The sequence below is a fragment of the Pseudomonas sp. Ors-4-3C genome, from assembly GCF_055755035.1.
In genome coordinates this window covers 2942056-2968777 of sequence record NZ_CM146900.1, presented here as the reverse complement: position 1 = coordinate 2968777, position 26722 = coordinate 2942056, and the positions used below count along the sequence as shown (strand labels likewise).

22 protein-coding genes and 1 pseudogene are annotated in these 26722 nt (G+C 62.1%); 12 read left to right on the top strand and 11 right to left on the bottom strand.

The features are described 5' to 3' along the window. Positions 1-66: 66 nt before the first annotated feature. Positions 67-3093, top strand: coding sequence for a D-2-hydroxyglutarate dehydrogenase YdiJ (gene ydiJ / locus ACVHNU_RS13120; protein ID WP_473020070.1), 3027 nt, complete (start codon positions 67-69; stop codon positions 3091-3093). Here ydiJ and ACVHNU_RS13115 read toward each other — a convergent pair. The 3 genes from ACVHNU_RS13115 to ACVHNU_RS13105 all read right to left on the bottom strand — a co-directional run bounded on the left by ACVHNU_RS13115 (position 3026) and on the right by ACVHNU_RS13105 (position 5249). Continuing rightward, positions 3026-3715, bottom strand: coding sequence for a paraquat-inducible protein A (locus ACVHNU_RS13115; protein ID WP_103484172.1), 690 nt, complete (start codon positions 3713-3715; stop codon positions 3026-3028). The two genes, ydiJ and ACVHNU_RS13115, sit on opposite strands and share 68 nt — an antisense overlap. After that, complete coding sequence (locus tag ACVHNU_RS13110) at positions 3712-4308, bottom strand: paraquat-inducible protein A (RefSeq protein ID WP_003225887.1); 597 nt, start codon at positions 4306-4308, stop codon at positions 3712-3714. The genes ACVHNU_RS13115 and ACVHNU_RS13110 overlap by 4 nt, the downstream gene beginning before the upstream one ends. Before the next feature lie 293 nt (positions 4309-4601). Then, complete coding sequence (locus ACVHNU_RS13105; protein ID WP_003225885.1) at positions 4602-5249, bottom strand: glutathione S-transferase family protein; 648 nt, start codon at positions 5247-5249, stop codon at positions 4602-4604. A 283-nt stretch (positions 5250-5532) separates the two neighbouring features. On the opposite strand from ACVHNU_RS13105, the gene ACVHNU_RS13100 reads away from it, so the two are divergent. The 6 genes from ACVHNU_RS13100 (at position 5533) to ACVHNU_RS13075 (ending at position 12888) form a co-directional block, all read left to right on the top strand. Continuing rightward, complete coding sequence (locus ACVHNU_RS13100; RefSeq protein WP_003225884.1) at positions 5533-6180, top strand: gamma-glutamylcyclotransferase; 648 nt, start codon at positions 5533-5535, stop codon at positions 6178-6180. Positions 6181-6296: 116 nt separating this feature from the next. Continuing rightward, positions 6297-7478 (top strand): efflux RND transporter periplasmic adaptor subunit, encoded by a 1182-nt coding sequence (locus ACVHNU_RS13095; RefSeq protein WP_103484171.1) that lies wholly within the window; start codon positions 6297-6299, stop codon positions 7476-7478. A 13-nt stretch (positions 7479-7491) separates the two neighbouring features. After that, positions 7492-10746, top strand: coding sequence for an efflux RND transporter permease subunit (locus tag ACVHNU_RS13090; RefSeq protein ID WP_473019935.1), 3255 nt, complete (start codon positions 7492-7494; stop codon positions 10744-10746). A 10-nt stretch (positions 10747-10756) separates the two neighbouring features. Continuing rightward, positions 10757-12256 (top strand): efflux transporter outer membrane subunit, encoded by a 1500-nt coding sequence (locus tag ACVHNU_RS13085; protein WP_003225878.1) that lies wholly within the window; start codon positions 10757-10759, stop codon positions 12254-12256. Then, entirely contained in the window at positions 12253-12552 is a 300-nt protein-coding gene (locus ACVHNU_RS13080; RefSeq protein ID WP_473019934.1) for an antibiotic biosynthesis monooxygenase family protein, read from the top strand. The genes ACVHNU_RS13085 and ACVHNU_RS13080 overlap by 4 nt, the downstream gene beginning before the upstream one ends. 9 nt (positions 12553-12561) lie before the next feature. Further along, positions 12562-12888: a LysR family transcriptional regulator gene (locus tag ACVHNU_RS13075; RefSeq protein WP_103484169.1), complete on the top strand. Its 327-nt coding sequence runs from the start codon at positions 12562-12564 to the stop codon at positions 12886-12888. Between the two features lie 49 nt (positions 12889-12937). On the opposite strand, the gene ACVHNU_RS13070 is transcribed toward ACVHNU_RS13075, so the two are convergent. Continuing rightward, a complete protein-coding gene (locus ACVHNU_RS13070; RefSeq protein WP_051018084.1) occupies positions 12938-13834 on the bottom strand; it encodes a LysR family transcriptional regulator in 897 nt (298 codons plus the stop codon). A gap of 160 nt (positions 13835-13994) precedes the next feature. Here ACVHNU_RS13070 and ACVHNU_RS13065 point away from each other — a divergent pair. Further along, positions 13995-15549: pseudogene (locus ACVHNU_RS13065) on the top strand (MFS transporter). Between the two features lie 132 nt (positions 15550-15681). On the opposite strand, the gene ACVHNU_RS13060 reads toward ACVHNU_RS13065, so the two are convergent. Continuing rightward, complete coding sequence (locus ACVHNU_RS13060) at positions 15682-17073, bottom strand: aldehyde dehydrogenase family protein (RefSeq protein WP_473019933.1); 1392 nt, start codon at positions 17071-17073, stop codon at positions 15682-15684. A 103-nt stretch (positions 17074-17176) separates the two neighbouring features. Between ACVHNU_RS13060 and ptrR the strand changes: the two genes are divergently transcribed. The 3 genes from ptrR (at position 17177) to ACVHNU_RS13045 (ending at position 19366) form a co-directional block, all read left to right on the top strand. Next, entirely contained in the window at positions 17177-18055 is an 879-nt protein-coding gene (gene ptrR / locus ACVHNU_RS13055; RefSeq protein ID WP_045122799.1) for a putrescine utilization regulator PtrR, read from the top strand. Positions 18056-18137: 82 nt separating this feature from the next. Then, positions 18138-18800 carry a M24 family metallopeptidase gene (locus ACVHNU_RS13050; protein ID WP_473019932.1) on the top strand — a complete coding sequence of 221 codons (663 nt, stop codon included), beginning with the start codon at positions 18138-18140 and terminating at the stop codon, positions 18798-18800. A gap of 137 nt (positions 18801-18937) precedes the next feature. Then, positions 18938-19366: a TOBE domain-containing protein gene (locus ACVHNU_RS13045; RefSeq protein ID WP_262143537.1), complete on the top strand. Its 429-nt coding sequence runs from the start codon at positions 18938-18940 to the stop codon at positions 19364-19366. Positions 19367-19426: 60 nt separating this feature from the next. Here ACVHNU_RS13045 and ACVHNU_RS13040 read toward each other — a convergent pair whose 3' ends face one another. Both ACVHNU_RS13040 and ACVHNU_RS13035 read right to left on the bottom strand, forming a co-directional pair. Then, a complete protein-coding gene (locus ACVHNU_RS13040) occupies positions 19427-20050 on the bottom strand; it encodes a glutathione S-transferase family protein (RefSeq protein ID WP_473019931.1) in 624 nt (207 codons plus the stop codon). Positions 20051-20156: 106 nt separating this feature from the next. Then, on the bottom strand, positions 20157-21572 hold the full coding sequence (locus tag ACVHNU_RS13035; RefSeq protein WP_003225872.1) for a purine-cytosine permease family protein: 1416 nt from the start codon (positions 21570-21572) through the stop codon (positions 20157-20159). A 363-nt stretch (positions 21573-21935) separates the two neighbouring features. On the opposite strand from ACVHNU_RS13035, the gene ACVHNU_RS13030 reads away from it, so the two are divergent. After that, entirely contained in the window at positions 21936-22847 is a 912-nt protein-coding gene (locus ACVHNU_RS13030) for a LysR family transcriptional regulator (protein ID WP_400505508.1), read from the top strand. Between the two features lie 19 nt (positions 22848-22866). Here the strand turns inward: ACVHNU_RS13030 and argE are convergent, their stop codons facing one another. The 4 genes from argE to ACVHNU_RS13010 all read right to left on the bottom strand — a co-directional run bounded on the left by argE (position 22867) and on the right by ACVHNU_RS13010 (position 26613). Further along, positions 22867-24015: an acetylornithine deacetylase gene (gene argE, locus ACVHNU_RS13025; protein ID WP_473019930.1), complete on the bottom strand. Its 1149-nt coding sequence runs from the start codon at positions 24013-24015 to the stop codon at positions 22867-22869. Continuing rightward, the gene (locus ACVHNU_RS13020; protein WP_400495776.1) at positions 24012-24689 is read right to left on the bottom strand and encodes a DUF1028 domain-containing protein; all 678 of its coding nucleotides are present in this window, start codon (positions 24687-24689) and stop codon (positions 24012-24014) included. Before ACVHNU_RS13020 ends, argE begins: the two co-directional genes overlap by 4 nt. Positions 24690-24818: 129 nt before the next feature. Beyond that, a complete protein-coding gene (locus ACVHNU_RS13015; protein WP_095136459.1) occupies positions 24819-25235 on the bottom strand; it encodes a RidA family protein in 417 nt (138 codons plus the stop codon). Between the two features lie 58 nt (positions 25236-25293). Next, positions 25294-26613: a flavin-containing monooxygenase gene (locus ACVHNU_RS13010; RefSeq protein WP_473019929.1), complete on the bottom strand. Its 1320-nt coding sequence runs from the start codon at positions 26611-26613 to the stop codon at positions 25294-25296. Positions 26614-26722: the final 109 nt, after the last annotated feature.

Sequence of the window (26722 nt, the reverse complement as noted above, 5' to 3'; positions counted from 1 at the left end):
CAATCATTCATTGCGCACAACTGTTCACCGCCACACGGCCCGATTTTGACCGAGATTTCCTCACCGATGATTGCCCAGCTGTCACCCGCCGCTGCATTGACCACCGATTACCAACTGTTCCTCAACGCCCTGAAAGCCAGTGGTTTTCGTGGCGAGATCAGTGCCGATTACGCCAGCCGCGTAGTGCTCGCCACCGACAACTCGATCTACCAGCGTCTGCCGCAAGCGGCGGTGTTTCCAATGGATGCGGAGGATGTGGCGCGGGTGGCACGGCTGATCGCCGAGCCGGCGTATCAGCAAGTGGTGATTACCCCGCGTGGCGGTGGGACCGGCACCAACGGCCAGTCGCTGACCGACGGCATCGTCGTCGACCTGTCGCGGCACATGAACCGCATTCTGGAAATCAACGTCGAGCAGCGCTGGGTGCGGGTACAGGCCGGGGTGGTCAAGGATCAGCTCAACGCCGCGCTGAAATCCGCCGGGCTGTTTTTCGCCCCGGAACTGTCGACCTCCAACCGCGCCACCGTTGGCGGCATGATCAACACCGACGCCAGCGGCCAGGGCAGTTGCACCTACGGCAAGACCCGCGACCATGTGCTGGAACTCGACATGGTTCTGCGCGGCGGTGAACGCCTGCACGGCGCCGCGCTGGCGGAAGACGACCTGACAGCGCTGTGCGCCCGTGAAGATCGAGTGGGTGAAGTTTATCGCTGTGCGCGGCAGATCATCGACGAGCAGGGCGAGCTGATCCAGCAGCGCTTCCCCGATCTCAACCGCTGCCTGACCGGCTACGACCTGGCGCACCTGCGCGAGGCCGACAACCGCTTCAACCTCAACAGCGTGCTGTGCGGCGCCGAGGGCTCACTCGGCTTTGTGGTCGAGGCAAAGCTCAACGTGCTGCCGATCCCCCAGCACACGATGCTGGTGAACATCCGCTACGCCGGGTTCATGGATGCGCTGCGCGATGCCCGGGCGCTGATGGCGCTCAAGCCGCTGTCGATTGAAACCGTGGATTCCAAGGTGTTGCTGCTGGCGATGCAGGACATCGTCTGGCACGGCGTCGCCGAATACTTCCCGGAAAGTGCCGAGCGGCCAACGCTGGGGATCAACCTGGTGGAGTTCTGTGGCGACGATCCTGAAGATCTGCAGCACCGGGTTCAAGCCTTCCTTGAGCACTTGAGCAGTGACACCACGGTCGAACGCCTTGGCCATACGCTGGCGGTCGGCCAAGCGGCGGTGAACAAGGTATATGGCATGCGCAAGCGCGCCGTCGGCCTGCTCGGCAACGTTGCCGGCGAAGCGCGGCCGCAGCCGTTTGTTGAAGACACCGCGGTGCCGCCGCAGCATCTGGCCGAGTACATCGCCGAGTTGCGCGAACTGCTCGACAGCCACGGTTTGCAGTACGGCATGTTCGGCCACGTCGATGCTGGTGTGCTGCACGTGCGGCCGATTCTCGACATGAAGGACCCGCAGCAAGCGGCGCTGGTGCGTCCGGTGTCCGACGGTGTCGCCGCGCTGACCCAACGCTACGGCGGCCTGTTGTGGGGCGAACATGGCAAAGGTCTGCGCTCGGAATACGCGCCGGCCTTTTTCGGCGAGCTGTACCCGGCGTTGCAGGCACTGAAAGCCGCGTTCGACCCGTTCAACCAGTTCAACCCGGGCAAGATCGCCACCCCGGCCAACACCGCTGCGGCATTGCTGAAGATCGACGAAGTGACCCTGCGCGGCGAACTCGACCGGCAGATCGACGAAAAGGTCTGGCAGAGCTACGGCGCCGCCATGCATTGCAACGGCAACGGCGCCTGCTACAACTTTGATCCCGACGACGCCATGTGCCCGTCGTGGAAAGCCACCCGCGAGCGTGCGCAATCGCCCAAGGGCCGCGCCTCACTGATCCGTGAATGGCTGCGTTTGCAGGGCGAGGCAGGGGTGGATGTGCTGTCGGATGCGATCCGCCGCCCGGCGTTTTTCCGCAACCTGTGGACGCGCTGGCGCAACAGCCGTGGGCAGGCCGCAGACTTTTCCCATGAGGTGTATGACGCCATGGCCGGATGCCTGGCGTGTAAATCCTGCGCGGGGCAATGCCCGGTCAAGGTCAACGTGCCGGAGTTTCGTTCGCGGTTTCTGGAGTTGTATCACAGCCGTTATTTGCGCCCGGCGCGGGATTATCTGATTGCTTCGCTGGAGTACAGCATTCCGTACATGGCGCGAATTCCGGCGCTGTACAACGGTTTGATGGGCGCTTCATTCGTGCGCCAACAGTTGGAGCGTCTCGGTGGAATGGTCGATGTGCCGTTGCTCAGCCGCTTTGACTTCCACGCGGCGATGCGCCGCTGGAAGGTGCAGCCGGCGACGGTTGCCGCGCTGTCGACGCTGACCCAGGCCCAGCGCGAGCGCAGTGTGGTGCTGGTGCAGGATGCCTTCACCCGTTACTTCGAAGCGCCGCTGCTGGCGGATCTGGTGGAGCTGATTTCGCGGCTTGGCTATCAGGTTTATCTGGCGCCTTTCAGCGCCAACGGCAAGCCGCTGCATGTGCAGGGCTTTCTGTCGGCGTTCAACCGCGCGGCACTGCGCAATGCGCGGCAACTGCGAGAGCTGGCGGATGTTGGCGTACCGTTGCTGGGGCTGGATCCGGCGATGACCCTGGTCTATCGCCAGGAATACTTGAAAGTGCCCGGCATGAACCAATGCCCGGAAGTCGCGCTGGTACAGGAATGGCTGCTCAAGGTGGTGCCGGAGCAGGCGAATAACAAATCGGCAAGTGCATTCCGACTCCTGGCGCATTGCACCGAGAAAACCAACGCGCCGGCCGCCACCCGTCAGTGGGAGCAAGTGTTCGAACGGGTCGGCTTGAAACTGGCGACGCAGGCCACCGGTTGCTGCGGCATGTCCGGCACCTACGGCCATGAAGCACGCAACCGTGAAACCTCGGCGGAGATCTACGAGCAATCGTGGGCGCGGCAGGTCGAGGCACCGGCGGAGCAGGGCGAAGCACTGGCCACCGGCTATTCGTGCCGCAGTCAGGTCAAGCGCCAGTCGGATCGGGCGCTGCGCCATCCGTTGCAGGTGCTGCTTGAGGTGGTACGTCGCTGAGCGGTTCGTCGTCCGGGGCGTTGTCCCAGATCAGCCGTGGGTCGAAACTCATCGCCGAGAGCATGGTGAACACCACCACCATGCCGAAAAACAGGATGCCCGGGCGTGGTTCGATATCGCCCAGCGCCTGGAACTTCACCAGCGCCGCGACCAGCGCGACCACCAGCACGTCGAGCATCGACCAGTAGCCGATCAGCTCGACGAAACGGTACAACTTCGAGCGCTCACGGCGCGCCCAGTTGCTGTCGCGCTGCACGGTGATCAGCAGCAGCGACAGGGCCACGAACTTGATGCCCGGCACCGCGATGCTGGCGATGAAAATGATCAGCGCGATGTCCCACGCGCCGCCCTCCCAGAATTCCAGCACGCCGCTCATGATCGTGCTGTCGGCGCCGTTGCCGAGCATCATGGTGTTCATCACCGGGAGCAGATTGGCCGGCACGTAAAACGCCAGCGCGGCAAACAGGAAGGCCCAGGTACGCGCCAGGGAATTGGTCTTGCGCCGATGCAACGGCGCGTCGCAACGCGGGCATTGGTGCGGCTCATCGGTCATGTCGCAGGCCAGCCCGCAGCTGTGGCACAGGCACAGATTCAGTTCGCTGGCGGTCGCTGGACGCTTCATAGGATGTCCCAAAGGTCACGAATGTCGCGCCCGGCAATGCGGATCATCATCAGGCTCAACACGGCCAGGGCAAACAGGCCGATACCCGGCAGCACATCGAGCAGCCCGGCCAGTTTGAACACCGCGACCATCGCCCCCAGCAGACACACTTCGAGCATGCTCCACGGACGCAGGGTTTCCAGCCAGCGCATGCACAGCTTGAACCCCGGCGCGCGGCGCGACGACAGGGCGAAACTCAGCACCCAGATCAACAGCACCAGTTGAAACGCCGGGGCGATGATGATCGAAATCGCCGCGACCATCGCCATGAACGTGATCGGCCCCTGACTCAGCGCCAGCACCGAATCCCACAGCGTCGCGCTGTTTTTCAAACCCTTCATGCTGATGCTCATCACCGGGTAGAAATTGGCGAACAGCCACAGCATCGCCGCGGTGAAACTCAAGGCCAGGCGCTGCTCGACGGTCAAACCGTTATAGCGCTGCAGCACGCCGCCGCAACGTACGCAGAGGGTTTTCTGGTGTTTGCCGAGCACGACTTTTTCGTACACGCAGTCGCAATGCTCGCAGATGATCAGGTGTTCGGTTGAGGTCATGGGCAACGCTCGACGCCAGGGCACAAGACCTGATCACTATAGACCTCACTGTCTGCTCCTGCAGTAAAGCGGATTTTGTTGATGTCAGGTATTGCCGGTAACAATAAGAAAGTTGTCGCGGATCTGAATAAACTCGCGACCGTAAACATGAAATCCCTATTCTGTTTACCCTTTGGTTTTGGCCACCTGTTATCAGGCGGCCTTTTTTTTGCCCGGTTTTTAATGTTGTTATCAACTTGACGGATATCGCAAATGCAAACAGGCCGCTTGAGCGACCTGTTTCTTCGAGCCCTTCAATCAAGTTGTTTTAGTTGTTCCATATGTTTGCTGTACAGCGCCGCTTCTTCTGTCAGCGCCTTGTGCACCGAAGGGCGGGCATCGATGCGATTCTTCCACGCCATCAGGTGTGGCAGGTGTTCGATCTGTGCGCCGGAGCGTTCGTGCCACCAGGTGGCGAAGACGTACGCATCGGCCACGGAGAACTGGTCACCGGTCAGCCAGGTACGGCCGTCGGCCAGGCGTGCGTCGAGTTGGGCATAGGCGCTGACGATCTTGTTGCGTGTCCACTGTGTGCCGTCTTCAGTCAGCAATTTGCGCATCAACGGAATGTGTTTCTGGGCGATCTCGGTGGCGACGAAGGTCAGCAACTGGTCGACCTTGACCCGTTCCAGCGTGCCGCGCGCCGGGATCAGGCCGGACTCTGGATGCTGGTCGGCGAGGTAGGAGGTAATGACGATGGTTTCCGACAGGATATCGTTGAAGGTGTTGTCGAGCAGCAGGGCGGGTACATACAGCAGTGGGTTCACCGCCGCGAAATCTTCGCCGCTGGAGGTGGTCCGGCCGAATACGTCGAAGTGCACCAATTCCGGGGTCAGGCCCAATTCGTTGGCGATGATCTGGACGGCCTGGGAGCAAGTCTGGTTGGCAATGTAGAGCTTCATGGTAGTCACCTTTGGGAGAAAGTCGGGGCCCTGGAGTGGACCGGCAAATCCAGTCTGCACGCCGCGGTTAAGGCGATAAATACCGTGAAAGGTGATGCTCTGTAGCTTTTATGGAGACAATTGGGCCGCACAGCTATCCCTCCGCCAAACCCGCCGGGGCGGGCATTCAGGCCTGATTGTCTCCGCTGGAGCTACTAAGAGTAGCGTCCGGTGTTGTTTATCCGGCGTCAGGTCTCGGCCACCATTCGCTCAACGGCAAATGCCCACCGCAGAGACCACGGCGATGTTGACGAAACAGTTGATCAGCTCAGGCGCTTATCTGGAGAAGTTCAGCGACGTTCCCCCGGAACTGTTGTGGACGCTGGAGCGGATCGGTCAGTCGATGGAAGACACCCTGAACGCGCGTCCCGGCGAGGGCGACATCTGGGTCTTCGGTTACGGCTCGCTGATCTGGAACCCGCTGTTCGAATTTGCCGAGCACCAATTGGCGACCCTGCACGGTTGGCATCGCAGTTTCTGCCTGCGGATGATCGCCGGGCGCGCGACAGTGGCACTGCCGGGTCGGATGCTGGCCCTGCAGCGCGGCGGGGAAACCCACGGCGTCGCGTTCAAGATCAGCCAGGCGGTGGCTCGCGACGAACTGATTTCACTGTGGATCCGCGAAATGCCCACCGGTGCCTACCGGCCGATCTGGACCGGCGTGCAACTGGCCGATGGTCGTGACGTACTGGCGCTGGTGTTTGTCGCGGATCCCGATCACCCGCTGTTCGAGGCGGATGCACGGATTGAGACCATCGCCGGTAGTGTGGCACTCGCCGAAGGACCGATGGGGACGAACGCAGATTATGTGCACCGACTGTGTTGCGCGCTGAGTGAAAGCGGCATTGTCGATGAATACATCGGCGCCTTGTCGGCAGAACTCATGGATTGAACTAATCGCGTATCGGGAAGTTATGCAGTGAAGTTTTATTGCAGGGATGCGTGCGTCTTGAAGTTGCAGTTTTTTAATAAGTTTTGAACATCATCAATAGTTTCGGGAGAAGTGAAATGGTCGCCAGTCGTAAACGGCTTTCCGTCGCATTAAGTGCGCTCTTAGTGGCCGGCACGGCCGGCATCGTCGTCAACTATGGCGATCATTTCGGACCGATAGCCAACGCTCATGCCGACACCGCGCCAGCCGCCAAAGCCGAGGTGGATGTTGCCACCGTCGTGTTCAAGACGATCAGTGAATGGCAAAGCTATTCCGGGCGCCTGGAGGCGGTCGACAAAGTGGATATCCGACCGTTGGTGCCGGGCACCATCGTCGGCGTGCACTTCAAGGATGGCACGCTGGTGAAGAAGGGCGATCTGCTGTTCACCCTCGACCAGCGTCCCTATCTGGCGGAAGTCGATCGCGCCGCCGGGCAACTGGCTGCTGCCGAGTCCCGTGCCGGCTATACCGCCACCGACGCCGGACGTGCCGCCCGGCTGGTGGAACAGAACGCGATCGCCAAGCGTGATTTTGACGAGAAACAAAACGCCGCCCGTGAAGCCGTGGCTCAGGTCAAGGTGGCGAAAGCAGCGCTGGATGCCGCTCGGGTCAACCTGTCGTACACCGAGATCAAGGCACCGGTGGCCGGTCGAGTTTCCCGCGCCGAACTGACGGTCGGCAACGTGGTGTCGAGCGGCGCAACGGCGCCGCTGCTGACCCGCCTGGTATCGGTCTCGCCGATCTACGCCTCGTTCGATGTCGATGAACAAACCTACCTGCGCTACCTCAATCAGGCGTCCGGCAGCGGCGCCCCCGTGTCCCTGGGGCTGGCCGACGAAGACGGCTATTCGCGTCAGGGCGCAGTGGATTCGATCGACAACCAGCTCGACACCCAGTCCGGCACCATCCGCGTCCGGGCGCGTTTCGACAACGCCAACGGCGCGCTGCTGCCGGGTCTGTATGCGCGGATCAAGGTCGGTGGCGGCAAGCCGTTCGAGACCGTGCTGGTTGACGACTCGGCGATCGGCACCGATCAGGCGCGCAAGTTCGTGCTGGTGGTCGGCGCCCAGGATCGCGTCGAGTACCGCGAAGTGACGCTGGGCAACCTGCATGAAGGGCTGCGCATCGTCACGTCCGGCCTCAAGGCAGGAGACCGGGTGATCGTCAGCGGCGTACAGCGTGTACGCCCCAACGACGCCGTTCACGTCAATACCGTCGACATGGTCAGCGTCAATCGCGCCGCCAGGCCTGCGGCTTAATCCGGGAATCGCCATGAACATCTCAAAATTCTTTATCGACCGGCCGATCTTTGCCGGTGTGTTGTCGATGGTAATCGTGCTGGCCGGGCTGATCGCCCTGACCCGGCTGCCGACTGCCGAATACCCCGAAGTGGTGCCACCCTCGGTGGTGGTGCGTGCCGAATACCCTGGCGCCAACCCGAAAGTCATCGCCGAAACCGTGGCCTCGCCAATCGAAGAACAGATCAACGGTGTCGAGGACATGCTGTACATGCAGTCTCTGGCCAACAGTGACGGCAAGATGACCACTACCGTGACGTTCAAGCTCGGCACCGATCCGGACAAGGCTCAGCAGTTCGTGCAGAACCGCGTGGCCCAGGCCCTGCCGCGCTTGCCTGAGGACGTGCAGCGCCTTGGTGTGACCACCATCAAGTCGTCGCCGACCCTGACCATGGGCGTGAGCATTCTTTCGCCCAATCAGCGTTATGACCTGACCTATCTGCGCAACTATGCGCTGATCAACGTCAAGGATCGCCTGGCGCGGATTCCCGGCGTCGGTGAAGTGGTGATGTGGGGTGCGGGCGATTATTCGATGCGCATCTGGCTCGATCCGCAGAAAGTCGCACGTCTGAACATGACCGCGCTGGACGTGGTGAAAGCCATTCGCGAGCAGAACGTACAGGTCGCTGCCGGCATTGTCGGCGGTGCACCGATGCTCACCGACGTGCCAATGCAACTGAGCGTCAACGCCCAGGGCCGACTGAAGACCGAGCAGGAATTTCGCGACATCATCCTCAAGAGCAGCGCCGGCGCGGTGGCGCATCTGTCGGACGTGGCACGGGTGGAAATGGCCGCCTCCGAATACACCTTGCGCGCCATGCTCGACAACAAGCCTGCAGTGCAGATGATCATCTTCCAGCAGCCGGGTGCCAACTCGCTGCAGATTTCCGATGACGTGCGCAAGGTCATGGAGGAAATCAAACAGGACATGCCGGACGGTGTCGATTACGGCATCAAGTACGACCCGACCCAGTTTGTCCGCGACAGCATCCACGCGGTGATCCAGACCCTGCTTGAGGCCATCGCGCTGGTGGTGCTGGTGGTCATCGTGTTCCTGCAAACCTGGCGTGCGTCGCTGATCCCGTTGCTGGCGGTGCCGGTGTCGATCATTGGTACGTTCGCGCTGCTGCTGGGGTTCGGTTACACCATCAACGCCTTGTCGCTGTTCGGCATGGTGCTGGCCATCGGCATCGTGGTCGACGACGCGATCGTGGTGGTGGAGAACGTCGAGCGCAATATTGCAGCCGGTCTGTCGCCCCGTGATGCGACCTATAAAGCCATGCAGGAAGTCAGCGGGCCAATCATCGCGATTGCACTGACGCTGGTGGCGGTGTTTGTGCCGCTGGCGTTCATGTCCGGACTCACCGGGCAGTTCTACCAACAGTTTGCGATGACCATCGCGATTTCGACGGTGATTTCCGCGTTCAATTCGCTGACCTTGTCGCCGGCACTCGCGGCCATCCTGCTCAAGGGGCATGACGCGCCGAAAGATCGTCTGACGCGGATCATGGACACGCTGCTTGGTGGCTTCTTCAACGTCTTCAATCGAGTGTTCAATCGTGGCTCGGACAATTACGGCAAAGGCGTGCGCCATGTGGTCAACCGCAAACTGGTGATGCTGGTGATCTATGGCGTGTTGCTCGGCGCGGCGGTGTGGATGGGCAAAATTGTGCCCGGCGGTTTTGTGCCGGGGCAGGACAAGGATTACGTGGTAGCGATCGCGCAACTGCCGAGCGGCGCGACCCTGGACCGAACCGAGAAAGTCGTGCGCGACATGGGCGATATCGCCCTGGCGATTCCCGGGGTGAAGAACTTGCCGCAGTTCCCCGGTCTGTCGGTCAGCCTGGCCAACTCGCCGAGCAGCGCCCTGGTGTTTCCGGTGCTGGAGCCCTCGAAGTACCGCAGCAAGGAGCAATCCGCCTCGGCGATCGTTGCCCGGTTGAACGCTGAATACGCCGGTATCAAGGACGCCGCGATTGCCGTGTTCCCGCCCCCGCCAGTGGCCGGTCTGGGCACTGTTGGCGGCTTCAAGCTGATGATCGAAGACCGCGGCGCGCTGGGTTACGAGGCGCTGAACAAGGCGACGCGGGACTTCCTCGCCGCAGCCGCCAAAGCGCCGGAACTCGGCCCGGCGTTCTCGACCTTCCAGATCAACATGCCGCAACTGAATGTCGAGCTGGATCGGGTCAAGGCCAAGCAGTTGGGGGTGTCGGTGACGGATGTATTCGACACCCTGCAGATCTATCTGGGCTCGATGTACGTCAACGACTTCAACGCCTTTGGCCGTGTATATCAGGTACGGGCTCAGGCCGATGCCCCGTTCCGTGCCAACGCCGAAAATATCGGCGTGCTGAAAACCCGCAACGACAAGGGCGAGATGGTGCCGCTGTCGTCGCTGATCAAGGTCACCACCACTTACGGCCCGGAAATGGTCGTGCGTTACAACGGCTTCACCGCTGCCGATATCAACGGCGGGCCGGCCCCGGGTTATTCGTCCGGTCAGGCGCAGGCTGCGGTCGACCGGATTGCGAAAGAGGTGTTTCCGCGCGGTATCAGGTACGAATGGACGGACCTGACCTACCAGCAAGTGCTGGCCGGCGATTCGGCGCTGTGGGTGTTCCCGATCAGCGTATTGCTGGTGTTCCTGGTGCTGGCGGCGCTGTACGAAAGCCTGACCTTGCCGCTGGCGATCATCCTGATCGTGCCGATGAGCATTCTCTCGGCGCTGGCCGGGGTGTGGTTGACCCATGGCGACAACAACATCTTCACCCAGATCGGCTTGATGGTGCTGGTGGGGCTGTCGGCGAAGAACGCAATCCTGATCGTCGAATTCGCCCGTGAACTGGAGATGCAGGGCCGCAGCGTGGTGCAAGCCGCGATCGAGGCCAGTCGGCTGCGGCTGCGACCGATTCTGATGACCTCCATCGCGTTCATCATGGGCGTGGTGCCGCTGGTGTTCTCCACCGGCGCCGGTGCCGAGATGCGCCAGGCCATGGGCATCGCGGTGTTCTTCGGCATGCTCGGCGTGACCCTGTTCGGGCTGATGCTGACGCCGGTGTTCTACGTGCTGCTGCGCAAGCTGTCCGGTGTCGAGCATCTGGTCGACACGCACGGCAGGCATCCGCACCCGGGCGCCGACGCAACGGCCCACGATCACAGCATTGTCACTCACGGCGTTTCGACCCACCCGACTTTGCCGCGCACGCCGCAAGCGGCCTACGAGAAGTAAGGAGAACGACATGAAAGTATTTGCCTTGAATCGTTTGCTGGTGGGCAGTGTCTGGCTCGCCGCGGTACTGGCCACCGCCGGTTGCTCGCTGGCGCCGACTTACCTCAAACCCAATGTGTCGATGCCACCGGCCTACAAGGAAGAGAAGACCCAGGAGCCGCGTACCGCGTTGTCTGCCGCTGAAGCCGGGTCTTGGAAAACCGCGCAGCCGTCGGAGGGCATCGCTCGTGGTGAATGGTGGACGGTGTTCGGCGATCAGCAGTTGAACGACTTGCAGCAACAAGCGCGCGATGCCAACCAGAGTCTGCTGGCGGCAGCGGCGCGGTTGAAGGAGGCGCGGGCGTTGAATCAGGCGGAGCGCTCACAACTGTTCCCGACGGTGGACGCCGGTGTCGGTCCGACCCGGCAACGGGTCTCGCCAGCCTCGCAATATGAATCCGATAGCGGCAAGGGTGCCAGCCAGACCTTGTGGCGTGCGCAGGCGGGCGTGTCTTACGAGGTCGACCTGTTCGGTCGGGTGGCCTCGACGGTAGAGGCTGCCGATGCACAAACCCAACGCAGCGAGGCACTCTACCGTTCGGTGTTGCTGGCGTTGCAGGCGGACCTGGCGCAGAACTACTTCACCTTGCGCCAACTCGATGCCGAAAACGAGGTTTATGCCTCGACGGTACGGTTGCGCGAACAAGCGCTGAAGCTGGTGCAGCAGCGCTATTCGCTGGGCGACATCAGCGAACTGGACGTGGCCCGGGCCGAGACCGAGCTGGCCACGGCGCGTTCAGATGCGATGACCGTGCAGCGCTTGCGCGCAGTGTCCGAGCACAGCCTGGCGGTGTTGCTGGGCAAAAGTCCGGCGCAGTTTTCCCTGGCGGCCAGTCCGCTCGATCCAGTGACCTTGCGCATTCCCGCGGGGCTGCCGTCGTCGCTGCTGGAGCGGCGGCCGGACATCGCTGCGGCCGAGCGGGAAATGGCGGCGGCCAATGCGCGGATCGGTGTGGCGAAAGCGGCATTCTTTCCGTCGCTGACATTGACGGGCTCGGCCGGGTTCGAGTCCGGCTCTCTGAGCAATCTGTTCCACTGGAGCAGCCGGACCTTCCTGCTCGGGCCGCTGGCCGGCACTGCGCTGAACTTGCCGATCTTCGACGGCGGCTTGCGCAAGGGCAATCTGGCCAAGGCCAACGCCGAGTATGAAGAGGACGTGGCCAACTATCGGCAGCAGGTGCTGGTGGCGTTCCGCGAAGTGGAAGACAACCTGTCCGACCTGCGGGTGCTGGAAGAGCAGACACAGACTCAGGCGCAAGCCGTGGATGCATCGGCGCGTGCGGCCCGGTTGGCGCAGGCGCAATACACCGAGGGCGATGTGATTTATCTGTCGGTGATCGACGCCGAACGCACGGCGCTGCAATCGCGTCGGGCCGCCGTGCAACTGCAGGGCGCGCAGGCGGTGGCAACGGTCAATCTGATCCGTGCCCTGGGGGGCGGCTGGGGCAATGCTGGGGAGAAATCGATATGAAAACCGCTGCGGTCAATGTGATCGAAGTGCTGGCGGTCAGCGGCCAGTCGCAAGACTTGCGTGCGCCGATCGACCGGCTGCTGCAAACCCTGGGCGAGGTGCCGGGATGTCTGTCCTATCAGGCGGTGCGCAGCCTGGCGGATGCCGATCTGTGGATCATCACCGGCTACTGGGAGTCGACGGCGGCGATGCGTGCGCACTTCGCCCATCCGGCGTTGAATGATCTGGAACGGCTGCTCGATTGTCGCGCGGTCAAGCGCGTCGCGGCCAGCAGTTTCACCGCGAGTCAGGTGTGAGGCAGGGCGATGGCGATCAACGAGGCGAGTTTTCGTGGTGTCGATCTGAACCTGCTGGTGACATTTGTGGTGCTGTTTCGCGAGCGTAATGTTTCGCGCACGGCGGCGCTGCTCAAGGTCGGTCAGCCCGCCGTGAGTGGCGCACTGGCGCGGTTGCGGGTGCGGTTTGCCGATCCCTTGTTTGTACGCACGGGCCGGGGCGTACGCCCGACGGCCCGGGCCGTTGAACTCGCAGCGACGCTGCTCCCGGCGATGCACACGATCGAATGCCTGATTACCTGTGGGAGCGGGCTTGCTCGCCAATGCGCTGTGTCAGGTGAACGTGATGGTGACTGACCCGGACTCTTCGCGAGCAAGCCCGTTCCCGCAGTGATGTATTGCAAGGCTAGCGCAAGCGATCGGCGAGGTAGTTGAGCACGGCGCGGGTTTTCGCCGGCATGCGATTGCCGAGAGGGATCAGCGCGTGCACCGGAGGCCCGGGCGAATCCAGTGCCGGCAATACCGGGACCAGACGTCCGCAATCGACATAGGGCTGGGCGACCTGGTTGAACAGCTGTGAAATGCCGAGGCCCACCACCGTCGCATCGATCATCGCCTGACCGTCGGAAAGCACCAGCACCGGCGGTGGCGCCAGTTCGCGAAAGTGCCCGTTTTCGGTCAGCGACCATGGCCGCAGCTTCCCGGTGAAACCACGGAAAATCACCGCATCGTGGTGCACCAGGTCCGCCGCCGTTTCAATCGGCGCATGGCGGGCCAGATAGTCCGGCGATGCGTACAGGCTCAACGTGGTGTTGCACAGTTTGCGCACGGTCATTTCGCTGTCCTGGGGCAGGACGCCGGCACGCACGACGATGTCCCAGCCTTCGCCCACGGCATCTGACATGCGATCGGTCATCGACAGCTCAAGCGTGACCTGTGGGTAACGATGACGCAGCTCGGAAAGGGTTGGCAGAAACAACTGGCGAAAACCCGAGGGAATGTCGAGACGCACACGGCCGATCGGTTCTTCCTTGCGTGCTGCCAGCGCCTGGGCGGCGTCGCGCAAGCCATCGAGTGCGGCTTGCGCGGCCAGCAGATAAGTCTCGCCGTCTTCGGTCAGACGCACCGCGCGGGTGGTGCGTTGAAACAGCTTGGTGCCCAGGCGTGATTCCAGGCGCTGAACGGCCTTTCCGACGTTGGATTTGCTGGTCGCCAGGTTCTCCGCTGCGCGGGTGAAGCTGCCGGTCTGGGCGACGCCGACAAACGCAGCGATGTCGGGAAATGAAGTATCGGCACGTTCCATGATTGTCTCCCCTTGAGCGACTAAGCGTCTCGATTGGCGGAGTTTATCAATAGCTTGGCGTCATCAACAATGGCCTTCCAACGGCGTCCCCCTACAGGGATCGGGCTGTTTACGCGTTGCCTTCGAGCAGCGATTTTTCCTTCTGACACAGGATTGACTCATGACATCTGTTGCTCAACAGCGGGGTGAGCGCGACAAGCTGCTGATCCTCGCGGCCATCTGCCTGTCGGCACTGGTTCTTCCGTTAAGTTTTACCGGCGGCGCGGTGGCAACCCCCGCCATCGGCCGTGATCTGGGCGGCAGCCCTGTCGCCCTGACGTGGATCACCAACGCGTTCATGTTGTCTTTCGGCAGCTTGCTGATGGCCGCAGGTGCACTGGCTGATGTCTACGGCCGCAAGCGCCTGTTTACCTTCGGCATGTTGCTGTTTACCGCAGCCTCGCTGGCGCAAAGCCTAGCGCCGTCGGTGTTCTGGCTCGACGTGCTGCGCGCCGTTCAGGGTGTGGCGGGGGCTGCAGCGCTGGCCAGTGGTTCAGCGGCCTTGGCCCAGGAGTTCGAAGGCCATGCCCGCACTCGTGCGTACAGCATGCTCGGTACTACGTTTGGTATCGGTCTGGCCTTCGGTCCGTTGACGGCCGGGGCCTTGATCGAAGCGTTCAATTGGCGGGCGATTTTCGTGTTCACCGCGTTGATCGGTGTGATCGCCATGGTCTTCGGCCTGCCCCGCATGCGCGAAACCCGTGACCCGGACGCCACGGGCCTGGACTGGCCGGGTACTGTCACCTTCAGCGCGATGCTGGCGCTGTTCACGTTCGGCGTGATCCAGGCCCCGGAAAGCGGTTGGGGCAGCCCGCTGGTGGTCGGTCTGCTTGGTGCGTCGGCATTGTTGCTGGCGTTGTTCGTGATCATCGAAATGCGCGTCGAACGGCCGATGCTTGACCTGACCCTGTTCCGTTTTCCGCGTTTCATCGGCGTGCAAATGCTGCCGATCGGTACCTGCTACTGCTACATCGTGCTGGTTGTAATGCTGCCGCTGCGCTTTATCGGGGTTGAAGGCTTGAGTGAAATCGACGCCGGTCTGCTGTTGCTCGCGCTGTCCGCACCGATGCTGGTGGTTCCGATGCTGGCGGCGTCGATGACCCGGTTTGTCTCGGCGGGCATCCTGTCGGGGATCGGTTTTCTGATCGCCGCGCTGGGGCTGCACTGGCTGAGTCTGTACAACGTTGGCGAGCCGAAATTCGCTCTGGTCATTCCAATGGTGTTGATCGGTGTTGATCGGTGTTGGCGCCGGCCTGCCATGGGGCTTGATGGATGGCTTGTCGGTCAGCGTGGTGCCGAAAGAACGTGCAGGGATGGCCGCGGGGATTTTCAATACGGTGCGCGTGGCGGGTGAGGGCATTGCCCTGGCAAGTGTCGCGGCGATTCTCGCTTCGCTGCTGCACACCGATCTGTCGAGCGCGGTGGCTGGCAGTGTCGACACGGGGTTGATTGCCGAGACCGCGCACCGGGTTACCACGGGCGACATGGCGCACGCGATCAACGCCATTGCGGGGCTGGCCAGCGAGCGTCTGGTGCAAGGTTATGCCTCGGCGTTCCAGTACCTGCTGCACATCCTGACCGTGATCACGCTGGCTTCGGCGGCAGTGGTGCTGGGGCTGCTGAGCAAGGATCGGGCGGTTGCGCAGCCGCAAAAAGCAACGCCCGACTTGCTATAGCGGTGTGTGCGGAATTTTCGAGTGTGGGAGCGGGCTTGCTCGCGAAGGCGTCAGATCAGTCACTATCAATGCTGAACATGCCGACCCCTTCGTGAGCAAGCCCACTCCCACCAGTGCGTGTTGGAGTCCTGATTATTTGCGATCCAGCCACACGGTCTGCGCGTTGCAGAACTCGCGCACGCCGAAGTGCGACAGTTCGCGGCCGAAACCGCTTTTCTTCACGCCGCCGAAGGTCACGCGCGGGTCGCTGGCGGAGTAGCCGTTGATGAACACGCCGCCGGTTTCCAGTTCGCTGGTCAGCTGCTGGGCCAGTTGCACGTTGGCGGTGTAGATCGTCGCGGTCAGGCCGAAGTCGCTGTCGTTGGCCAGGGCGATGGCGTGGGCGCAATCGCGGGCGGTGATGATCGAGGCGACCGGGCCGAACAGTTCCTGTTTGAACGAGGTCATGCGGTCGGTGACATCGGCCAGCACGGTCGGCTCGTAGTAGTTGCCCGGGCCTTGGGCCTTGCCGCCGCCGAGCAACAGGGTGGCGCCTTCTTCGAGGGTGTCGCGCACTTGCTGGTCGAGTTCGTCACGCAGATCGAAACGCGCCATTGGGCCGATGTAGGTGTCGGCGGACAGCGGATCACCGACATTCAATTGACGGGTGGCCTCAACGAATTTGCGGGTGAACTCCTCGACCACACCTTCTTCGATGATCAGACGCTTGGCCGCGGCGCAGACCTGGCCGGAGTTCTGGTAGCGGCCGACGACGGCAGCCTGCACGGCTTCGTCCAGATCAGCGTCATTGAGCACGATGAACGGGTCGGAACCGCCCAACTCCAGCACGCATTTCTTCAGCGCGGCACCCGCCTGGGCACCGATGGCCATGCCGGCGCGGACGCTGCCAGTCAGGGTGACGGCGGCGATGCGCGGGTCGGCGATGGCGCTGGAAACACCTTCAGGGGTGACGTTGATCACTTCAAACACGCCGTCAGCGAAACCGGCGCGCTTGAACGCGTCGCGCAGCAGGTAGGCGCTGCCCATCACGTTCGGCGCGTGCTTGAGCACGTAAGTGTTGCCGGCGATCAGCGCCGGAACCGCACCGCGCAGCACTTGCCAGATCGGGAAGTTCCAAGGCATCACCGCGAGGATCGGGCCCAACGGACGGTACTCGATGCGCGCCTTGCCGCCTTCGACCTGAGTCGGTTCGGCGTCGAGCATCGCCGGGCCGTTTTCGGCGTACCACTCGCAAAGCTTGGCGCATTTCTCGATTTCGCCACGGGCCTGGGCGATCGGCTTGCCCATTTCCAAAGTGATCATGGTCGCCATGGCTTCGGCAGTTTCGCGTAGAGCGCCGGCAAGGGCGGTCAAGGCGCGGGAGCGATCCTGCAGCGGCTTGCGTTTCCATTTCGAGAAACCGAACGCGGCGCGGGTCAGCGCAGCGTCGAGAGCCTCGGCTGATTCAAAGGCGTAGTGACCGATCTGCTCGCCGGTGGCGGGGTTGATCGAGATGGCGTGGGTCTGGCTGGAAATCTGGCTCATGGCTGGCTCCTGCGAGTTCAGTGGATGGGCCTAGAGTAGGGTGGCGTTTGTTTTCTGGAAACTGAATAATAAAGATCGTTTCTTTCACGATTGGAGAATGACTGTGGATCTGGTGCAGCTGGAAATCTTCAAGGCCGTTGCCGAGCACGGCAGCATCAGCGCTGCGGCGGCGCAGATTCATCGCGTGCCATCGAACCTGACCACGCGGATCAAGCAACTGGAGCAGGACTTGGGCGTCGACCTGTTCATCCGCGAGAAAAGCCGTCTGCGTTTGTCGCCCGCCGGCTGGAGTTTTCTCGAATATGCGCGGCGTATTCTCGATCTGGTACAGGAGGCGCGGGCCACCGTCGCTGGCGAAGAGCCGCAGGGCGCGTTTCCTCTCGGCTCGCTGGAAAGTACCGCAGCGGTGCGCATTCCCGAACTGCTGGCGGCGTACAACCAGCTTCACCCGAAAGTCGATCTGGATCTGTCGACCGGGCCATCCGGGACGATGATCGACGGCGTACTTTCTGGGCGTCTGGCCGCTGCGTTTGTCGACGGCCCAGTGTTGCATCCAACGCTCGAAGGCGTGCCGGCGTTCGAGGAAGAGATGGTCATCATCGCGCCGCTCAATCACGCGCCGGTGCAGCGCGCGGCGGATGTGAACGGCGAGAACATCTATGCGTTTCGCTCCAACTGCTCCTATCGTCATCACTTCGAAAAATGGTTCAGCACCGACGCTGCGGTGCCGGGCAAGATCTTCGAGATGGAGTCCTATCACGGCATGCTCGCCTGCGTCAGCGCCGGGGCCGGGCTGGCGTTGATGCCGCGCAAAATGCTGCAGAGCATGCCCGGCAGCGCGACGGTCAGCGTCTGGCCGCTGGCAGCGGATTTTCGCTATCTGACCACGTGGCTGGTTTGGCGCCGGGGCACGGTGTCGCGCAGCTTGAGCATGTTCGTGCGTTTGCTGGAGGAGCGCGGCGTGGTGCGCGCAGAAGAGTAATTGACACGTTGTGTCATGGCTGTATCTTGATCGGCGTTTCGCAATATAAAAAACTATACAGCGTAGCCATGAGGACAAGGACATGAGTGCAGCCCTGAGCGGTAAAGAAGCAGTCGGTGAGCGGTTTGTGTTGGAAACGATGCGTCATGCGCAGGACCTGACCTGGAACGCCGTTGATGCCATCGCCAAGGTGATCAAGCCCGGCATGCGTGAATCCGAAGCCCAGGAACAGGGCAAACAGATCCTCGCCGAACTGGGCATGGACCGCATCTGGCACCCGCTGCTGATCCGCTTTGGCGCCAACACGCTGAAGGCGTTCAAGGAACGTTCCGAGGGCGATCCGGTACTCGGTGAGAACGATATTTTCTTCATCGACATGGGCGTGGTCTGGCAGGGGCACGAAGGCGATGCCGGCGAAACCTTCACCACCGGATCCGATCCGGAAATGATCGCCTGTGCAGCGGCGTCCAAAGAGCTGTTCAAGCGCGTCGAGGCGTTATGGCGCCAAGGCGTGAGCGGTGTCGAGTTGTACCGTTACGCCAGCGATCAGGCCGAAGCCATGGGCTGGAAACTCAATCTCGACATCAAGGGCCACCGCGTCAGCGATTTCCCTCATGCGATCCATCGCGGCGGCAATCTCGGCGATTTCGAGCAGACGCCAAATGCCGGGGTGTGGATTCTGGAAATCCAGATCGCCCACCCGCAGCGACCGTTTGGCGCGTTTTATGAAGATCTGTTGATCTGATCTATTGTTGCTCGACAGGTGTTTGCACAGTGCAAGTGTGACAACAGAGCGCAGCGCTGTAGTTGTTTCTACATAACGCTAACTCTGATGATGCAGGCTGTTTTTCCTAACTCTAAAGTCAAAAAAGGAAGCCCGTCATGAAAGTCAGCGCACGCAACGTATTCAAAGGCAACGTCAGCCAGGTGCAGGCCGGTGCGGTCAACGCCGAAGTGGTTCTGACCCTGGCCGGGGGCGAGCAACTGGTTGCCGTCGTGACCATGGAAAGCATCAAGAACCTTGGCATCGCCGTTGGCAAGGAAGCCGTTGCGCTGGTCAAGGCACCTTGGGTGATGCTGATGACCGAATCCAGCGACATTCGCCTGTCGGCGCGTAACTGCCTGGAAGGCAAAGTGTTGAGCGTCACCGACGGTGCGGTCAATGCTGAAGTGGTGATCGAGCTGGCCGGCGGTTCGAAGGTTTATTCGATCGTCACGCGTGATGCGGTTGCCGAGCTGGGTCTGGCCAAAGGTGTGAGCGCCACGGCGGTGATCAAGGCTTCGCATATCATTCTCGGCGTTCCGGCCTGATCTACATTTCAGGCCAATAAAAACCTCTGGTTCCGGGATCGAGAACCAGAGGTTTTTTCGTTATGGCGTACCGTTTCTGCCGTGCAGGCGAAAGCCTTCGCGTTGGCTCAGACGCTGGTAATACGCGCTGACGGCGGGATAGTCCGGATGCGCGAGCGGCGTTTCGAACCAGCGGTTGACTGACAGCCCAATGGGGATATCGGCGAGGGAAAACTGCTCGCCACTGACGTAGGCGCCCGTTTTCTGCAACTGCTGATCGAGGATGCCCATGGTCTTCGACCATTGCTCGATGCCCTTGGCCAGAGCGGCGCTGTCCTGATAATCCGCTGACTGGCGCACCAGCGACATGAACGCATACGACCACGACCGGTTCAGCTCCGACGCCTGCCAGTCGATCCACTGATCGACGCGCGCGCGGGTTCGCGGCTCGGCGGGGTAGAGGTCAGCGCCAGCATAGGTGCCCGCCAGATAACGAATGATCGTATTGGATTCCCACAGAGTGAAATCGCCGTCCTGAATTACCGGCACCATGGCGCAAGGGTTGAGGGCGAGGAACTCCGGGGTGTCGGTGGGTTTGAAGCCCGAGCCCCAATCCTCACGCTCGAACGGGATCTGCAGTTCGGCGCAGGTCCATAGCACTTTGCGTACGTTGATCGATGTGGCCTTGCCCAGTATTCGCAGCATGAGTTTTCCCTGCCTCGTGGGTGCCTGTCGTGGGGTATCAAGAAATACCACACGACAACGCAGAAGGCCCGCGCATGGCGGGCCTTCTTTTTACATCGAATCAATCTCAGAGACTGCCCACCAGTTTCCCGCCCATCATCCGCCGCCGATAAGCGCTGTCACGGTTGGCCAGCCAGAAGTACAGCGGCGAAGTCACCAGCAGCCCGACCAGCCAAGACAGGTCCGCGCCGTTGATGTGCGCCGAGACCGGGCCGACATACAACGGGGTGTTCATGAACGGGATCTGCACCGCGATGCCGATCGCGTAGGCCAGCAGCGCCTGCGGGTTGTAGCGTCCGTAGATGCCGCCGTCGACCTGGAAGATCGACTGGATGTCGTACTTGCCTTTGTGAATGGCGTAGAAGTCGATCAGGTTGATCGCGGTCCACGGCACCAACACCACCAGCAGCACCAGCACCATGTCGACGAAGTGGCCGATGAAGTCCTTCGAGGCGCCGACGGCGGCGAAGCAGCAGGCCAGCAGGACGATTACCGAGATCACCGCACGGCTTTTCGCGGTGGGGATCCAGCGGTAGGCGAAGGTCTGCACCAGGGTGATCAGCGACAGCACGGCGCCGTACAGGTTGAGGGCGTTGTGGCTGATCACGCTGAGCAGGAACAGCACCAGCATCAGCGGCCCGATCGAGCCAGTGGCGAGCTTGACCGCATCCATGGTGTCCATGCCCACGGGTGTCGCCAGCACGGCGACGGCACCGAAAATGAACGCCAAACTCGAGCCCAGTGCCGACCCCAGATACGTCGTCCAGAACGTCGACGAGACTTTTACATCGGCCGGCAAATAACGCGAATAGTCGGACACGTAAGGCGCAAACGCGATCTGCCACAGTGCAGCGAGCGACACGGTGGCGAGCCAGCCGGAGAGGTTGAAGCTGCCGCGGGTGAGGAAGTCATCGGTTTGTATATGGGTGAAGATGTAGCCGAAACCGACGACGATGCCGATCCCCAGCACCCAGGTGCCGATGCGGTTGAGCACGTGAATGAAGCGGTAGCCGATGATGCCGATGATCCCCGAACCGAACGCGCCGATGACGATGCCGACCGGCACCGGCACGCTGTCGACCACGCCGTGTAGCGACTTGCCGGCCAGCACGATGTTGGAGGCGAAAAAGCCGATGTACATGACCCCGGCAATCAGCACCACCAGCAATGCGCCCAGCGAGCCGAACTGCGCGCGGCTCTGGATCATCTGCGGAATGCCCATCTGCGGGCCTTGCGCCGAGTGCAGCGCCATCAGCACGCCGCCGACCAGATGGCCGACCAGAATCGCGACGATGCCCCAGACCAGATTCAAGTGGAACAACTGCACGCCCAGCGCGCCGGTGACGATGGGCAACGGCGCGATGTTGCCGCCGAACCACAGCGTGAACAGATCCCTGACCTTTCCGTGGCGATCTTCGGGGGGCACGTATCCTATCGTGTGTTTTTCAATGAGCGGCGCGGACGTTGTTGCAGAGGTGGACATGACGAACTCCAAGGCAAGGATGAGTACGTGGACGTACTTCGGTAAGCGCCGACACGGACGGCGCATTTCTTGTTGAAGCGATCATGTGCAAAGGCCCGGGATAGATAAATTAGTAAGTTTGTTGCTTCAGACCTTAAAAAATATATGCCCCGGGTTTGGGGGCTGTCCGGTATGTTCAACCGTGATCAACAACAAAAACTTTCAGAGGCGAACCCTTTCCTGTGGCGAGGGAGCTTGCTCCCGCTGGGCTGCGCAGCGGCCCCCAAAACTGCGCCACGCCCGCTGATGTTGTGAGTGCTGCGCACTCAAGCGGGAGCAAGCTCCCTCACCACAAAAGCGTCGTCTTACTTGCAGAGGTTTTATATGGCCGCCTACAACCTGCGCCAGCTCAAATACTTCGTCACCACCGCCGATTGCGGCAGCGTCGCCGAAGCCTCGCGCAAGCTCTACATCGCCCAGCCGTCGGTCTCCACCGCGATCAAGCATCTGGAAGAAAGCTTCGGCGTGCAGCTGTTCATCCGCCATCACGCCCAGGGCGTGTCGCTGACGCCCAGTGGTTCGCGGTTTTATCGCAAGGCGCTGGAGTTGCTGCGGGTGGCGCATGAGTTCGAGCAGAACGCGCTGGCCGACAACGACGTGGTCGCCGGGCAGATCGATATCGGCTGTTTCGAAACGGTGGCGCCGCTGTACCTGCCGCGCCTGATCGCCGGTTTCAAGCAGCGCTGGCCGGGCGTGGAAATCCGTATTCGCGATGGCGAACAACAGGAATTGGTGCAGGCGCTGACCGCCGGCAGCATCGATGTCGCGATGCTGTTCGAGCACGACCTCGACACCACCATCGACACCACGCCGCTGATGCCGCCGCAGCAGCCCTATGCGTTGCTGCCGGCCGACCACCGCTTTGCGCAACAGGCGAAAGTCTCGCTGCACGATCTGGTGCTGGAGCCGATGATCCTGCTCGACGTGGTGCCCAGCCGCACCTATTTCGTGAGCATTTTCGAGGAGCGCGGACTGACCCCGCACATCGTCTTCAGCTCGCCGTCGATCGAGATGGTGCGCGGCATGGTCGGGCGCGGTTTCGGCTTTTCGATTCTGGTGACCCGGCCGTTCGGCGAATACACCTACGACGGGCAGAAAGTGGTGTGCGTGCCGCTGGCGGAAACCGTGACCGGTTCGGGCTTGTCGGCAGCCTGGCTGCGTCGGGTGCAACTGACCAAACCGGTGCAGTTGTTCGTCGATCATTGCCGTGAGGAGTTGGCTCGACTCTACGCCTGAGCGTGCGTCGAGCCGTGTTTCAAGCGCGGATCGAGGTCAGCATCCGCTGCAGCATTGCATCGCAGGCATCGAGTTGCGCACGACTGACAAACTCGTCCGGTTTGTGCCCCTGATCCATGCTGCCGGGGCCGCAGACCACCGTGGGAATACCCACCGCATCGAACAGCCCGCCCTCGGTGCCGAACGCCACGGTGCCGAATTCCCGTGAACCGCAGAACGCCGCAATCAGCTCGGCCGCCTGACTCTGCGCATCGGTGGCCAGGCCCGGATAGGCCGACAATTCACTGAAACGAATCGCGCTGTGCTCGCTGACCGCACGCATGCGCGGCAGCACTTGCTGCTCGGCGTAGGCCTGCAACTGTTGTGCGACCTGGGTTGGATCCTGCGAGGGCAGGGCGCGGATTTCGAAGTCGAAGCGGCAATCGGCAGGCACGATGTTCAAGGCCTTGCCGCCGCTGATCAACCCGGTCTGCACCGTGCTGTAGGGCGGATCGAAGCGCGCGTCGTGATGCTCGGGCGCTTTCAGTTGCTGGCCGATACGCCCCAGCTCGCCGATCAGCTCGGCGGCGTATTCGATGGCGTTTACTCCCAGCGGTGCGTAGGCCGAATGGCACGGATGACCATGCACGTCGCAGCGCATCGCCAGTTTGCCTTTGTGGCCGAGCACCGGTTTCAGTTCGGTGGGCTCGCCGATGATGCACAGCAGCGGTTTGACCGGGCGCTGCTGCAGCTCGGCGAGCAACGAGCGCACGCCGAGGCAGCCGACTTCTTCGTCATAGGACAGGGCGATGTGCACCGGCATGCGCAGGTCTGCAGCGACCAGCGCCGGCACCGAGGCCAACACGCAGGCGATGTAGCCCTTCATGTCGGCGGTGCCACGGCCGAACAGCTTGCCGTCACGCTCGCTGAGTTCGAACGGCGCCACCGTCCACGGTTGGCCGTCGACTGGCACCACATCAGTGTGTCCGGAGAGCACGATGCCCGGTTGCTCGGCCGGGCCAATCGTCGCGAACAGATTGGCCTTGCTGCGCTCGGCGTTGTAGATCAGCTCGCACGGCACGCCGAAGCCAGCGAGGTAGTCACGCACGAACTCGATCAACTGCAGGTTGGATTCGCGGCTGGTGGTGTCGAAGCCCACCAGCGTCTTGAGCAACGCGACGCTGTTCATCGATCATCACCGGCAACGCCATAGCCCGGCGCTTTGGCCGGGTCGAGGGCACGATCAATGTAGTCCTGCAGCTGCGGCTGATAGGCGTCCCAGAGTTTCTGCAACTGGCCGATCGGGTCTGCGTCTGCCCAGTCGACTCGCAAATTGACGATCGGCCACGTCTGTTCGCCGACCACCACCACAGCCGCCGAATGCACCGGCCCGGCTTCGCCACCGAGGGCTTGTGCGGCGTGCAAGGCCTTGAGCAAGCGGTCGGCCAACTGGCCTTCGCCGTCCTCAAAGGCACTGACCATCGCTTCGATTACCGAGCGCCCGGCGAGCATGTTGCCGGCGGCCACGCATTGTTCGCCGGAGACCGCGTTGTGCACGCCGAGGGTCTGCGCGCCGCTGAAATGCGCGGTCTGGCCGAGGTGGTTGATCGCGGTGATCTGCCGGTATTGGCTGTAGCCGTTGCGAGTCAGCACCTGGTCCAGCGCAGCGTCGGGCGCGTGGCCTTGCTCCATCAATGCAAGGACTTCCGGGCCGAGGGACGGCAGGGTGATGTTCTGGCTCGACACCGCGCCGACACCCGGCAGCAGCCACGGACAACGCGCGCCGACGGCGATGCTGGAGGAACTGATGGCGACACCGAACTGGCCGGTTTCGGGGCAACGGGCTGCGATTGAAAAGGTCATGGTCTAACTCCTTTCGAGGAATTTGTTGTCCTTGCGGGCCTCTTCGCGAGCAAGCTCGCTCCCACAGTTGGCATGTATTTCCCTGTGGGAGCGAGCTTGCTCGCGAATGTCGCGACTCGGTTTTCAGGGTTAATCGGGAATCACCGCCACCACATCAATCTCCATCAGCCACTGCGGCTGCCCCAGTGCCGACACCACCAGCCCGGTGGAGATCGGGAACACGCCTTTGAGCCACTTGCCGACTTCCTGATACACCGGCTCGCGGTAGCGCGGATCGATCAGGTAGGTGGTGGTCTTGACGATATGGCTCATGTCGCTGCCGGCTTCTTCCAGCAGTTGCTTGACGTTGCGCATTGCCTGTTCGGCCTGCGCACGCGGATCCCCGAGGCCCACCAGATTACCGTCGAAATCGGTGCCGACCTGACCTCGGACGTACACCGTGTTGCCGGCGCGCACGGCCTGGCACAGGTCGTTGTCCAGGGTCTGGTTAGGGTAGGTGTCCTTGGTGTTGAACATACGGATGCGGGTGTGGGTTGGCTTGCTCATGTACAGCTCCAGACTAGGTGTTCAGCGGCGCACCGGGCACCGCCGCGAAAAAGGGAAATCAAGCGTCGACGGTGCCGACGGCTTTGCTGTGAATCTGCGCATGCAGGGCGGCTTCACGCTGCTCGGCATCCTGGTAGTCGAGGTATTTGCGCTGGGTGGCGATGTGGTCGGCCACGTGTTTGGCGTCGTGCCACACGCCCCAGATGAACGACGAACCGCGCCGCGACTGCCATGGCAGCCCAAGGAAATACACCCCCGGCTCGCTGGACACGCCACGCTGATGCTGCGGTTTGCCCTTGTCGTCAAACGCGGCGACCTGCAGCCAGGAATAATCCACGGCGAACCCGGTGGCCCAGATGATCGAAGTGATCCCGGCCTTGGCCAGATCCAGATCGAGCAGCGGATTTTTCACGCACTCGGGATCCGGGTAGGTTTCGCGTGCTTCGGGTTCTTCCGGCAGATCGAGACCGTTGCGCTCGATGTAGGCATCGGCGGCATCCAGCAGCGCCAGATAGTTCTCGTCACCGCGCTTGAGGTTGTCGCGCAGGTCCTGCTTGAAGGTCACCACGCCGTTGTTGAACGACTCGGTCACGCCGACCAGGGTCATGCCGCGATGGGCCAGACCACGGAAGTCGATGGTGCGCCCGCCATGCGCGCCGCTGACCGCGATGGTCACGTGCTCGCGACCGGGTTTCATCGCCGCCTGATCCCACTCGCCGAGCACCCCCAGCCACCAGCAGAAATCACGGTTGCGATAGGCACGCGGCGGACGGTCATGCGCACCTACCGACAGGTACACCTGCTTGCCGGAGCGTTGCAGTTCATCGGCGATCTGCACGCCTGACGAACCGGCGCCAACCACCAGCACTGCGCCTGCGGGCAGTTGCTGCGGATTGCGATAGTCGGCGGAGTGGATCTGCAACAGACGCGGGTCTTGCGGCGCAATCGGCGGGATCACCGGGCGCTGGAACGGGCCGGTGGCCGCGACGACGCGGCTGGCCTCGATCACTCCTTCGGAAGTCTCAATGGTGAAGCCCGGACGCCCGACATTGCGCACCACGCTTTTGACTTCAACGCCGGTGCGGATCGGCGCGTTGAACTTCTTCGCATAGGCTTCGAAGTAGTCCGCTACGCGCTCCTTATGGGCGAAACCGTCGGGATCGACATCATCGAATTCCAGCCCCGGAAAGCGGTCGTGCCACGCCGGACCGTTGGCCACCAACGAGTCCCAGCGCCCGGTGCGCCAGCGTTCGGCGATGCGGCTGCGCTCAAGCACCAGGTGCGGCACGCCGAGTTTGCTCAGGTGCTCGCTCATCGCCACACCGGCCTGTCCGGCCCCCACGACAAGCGTGTCTGTTTTTATTATTTCAGTGGTCATTTCTACATCCTTCCTGGCAAGGCAAGTGGATTCGGATCGCTTCAGGCTTGTCCGTTTTGCTTGCGGTCAGACTAGGCAGGAGGGGGGTATCGGTAAAATATTATTAAGC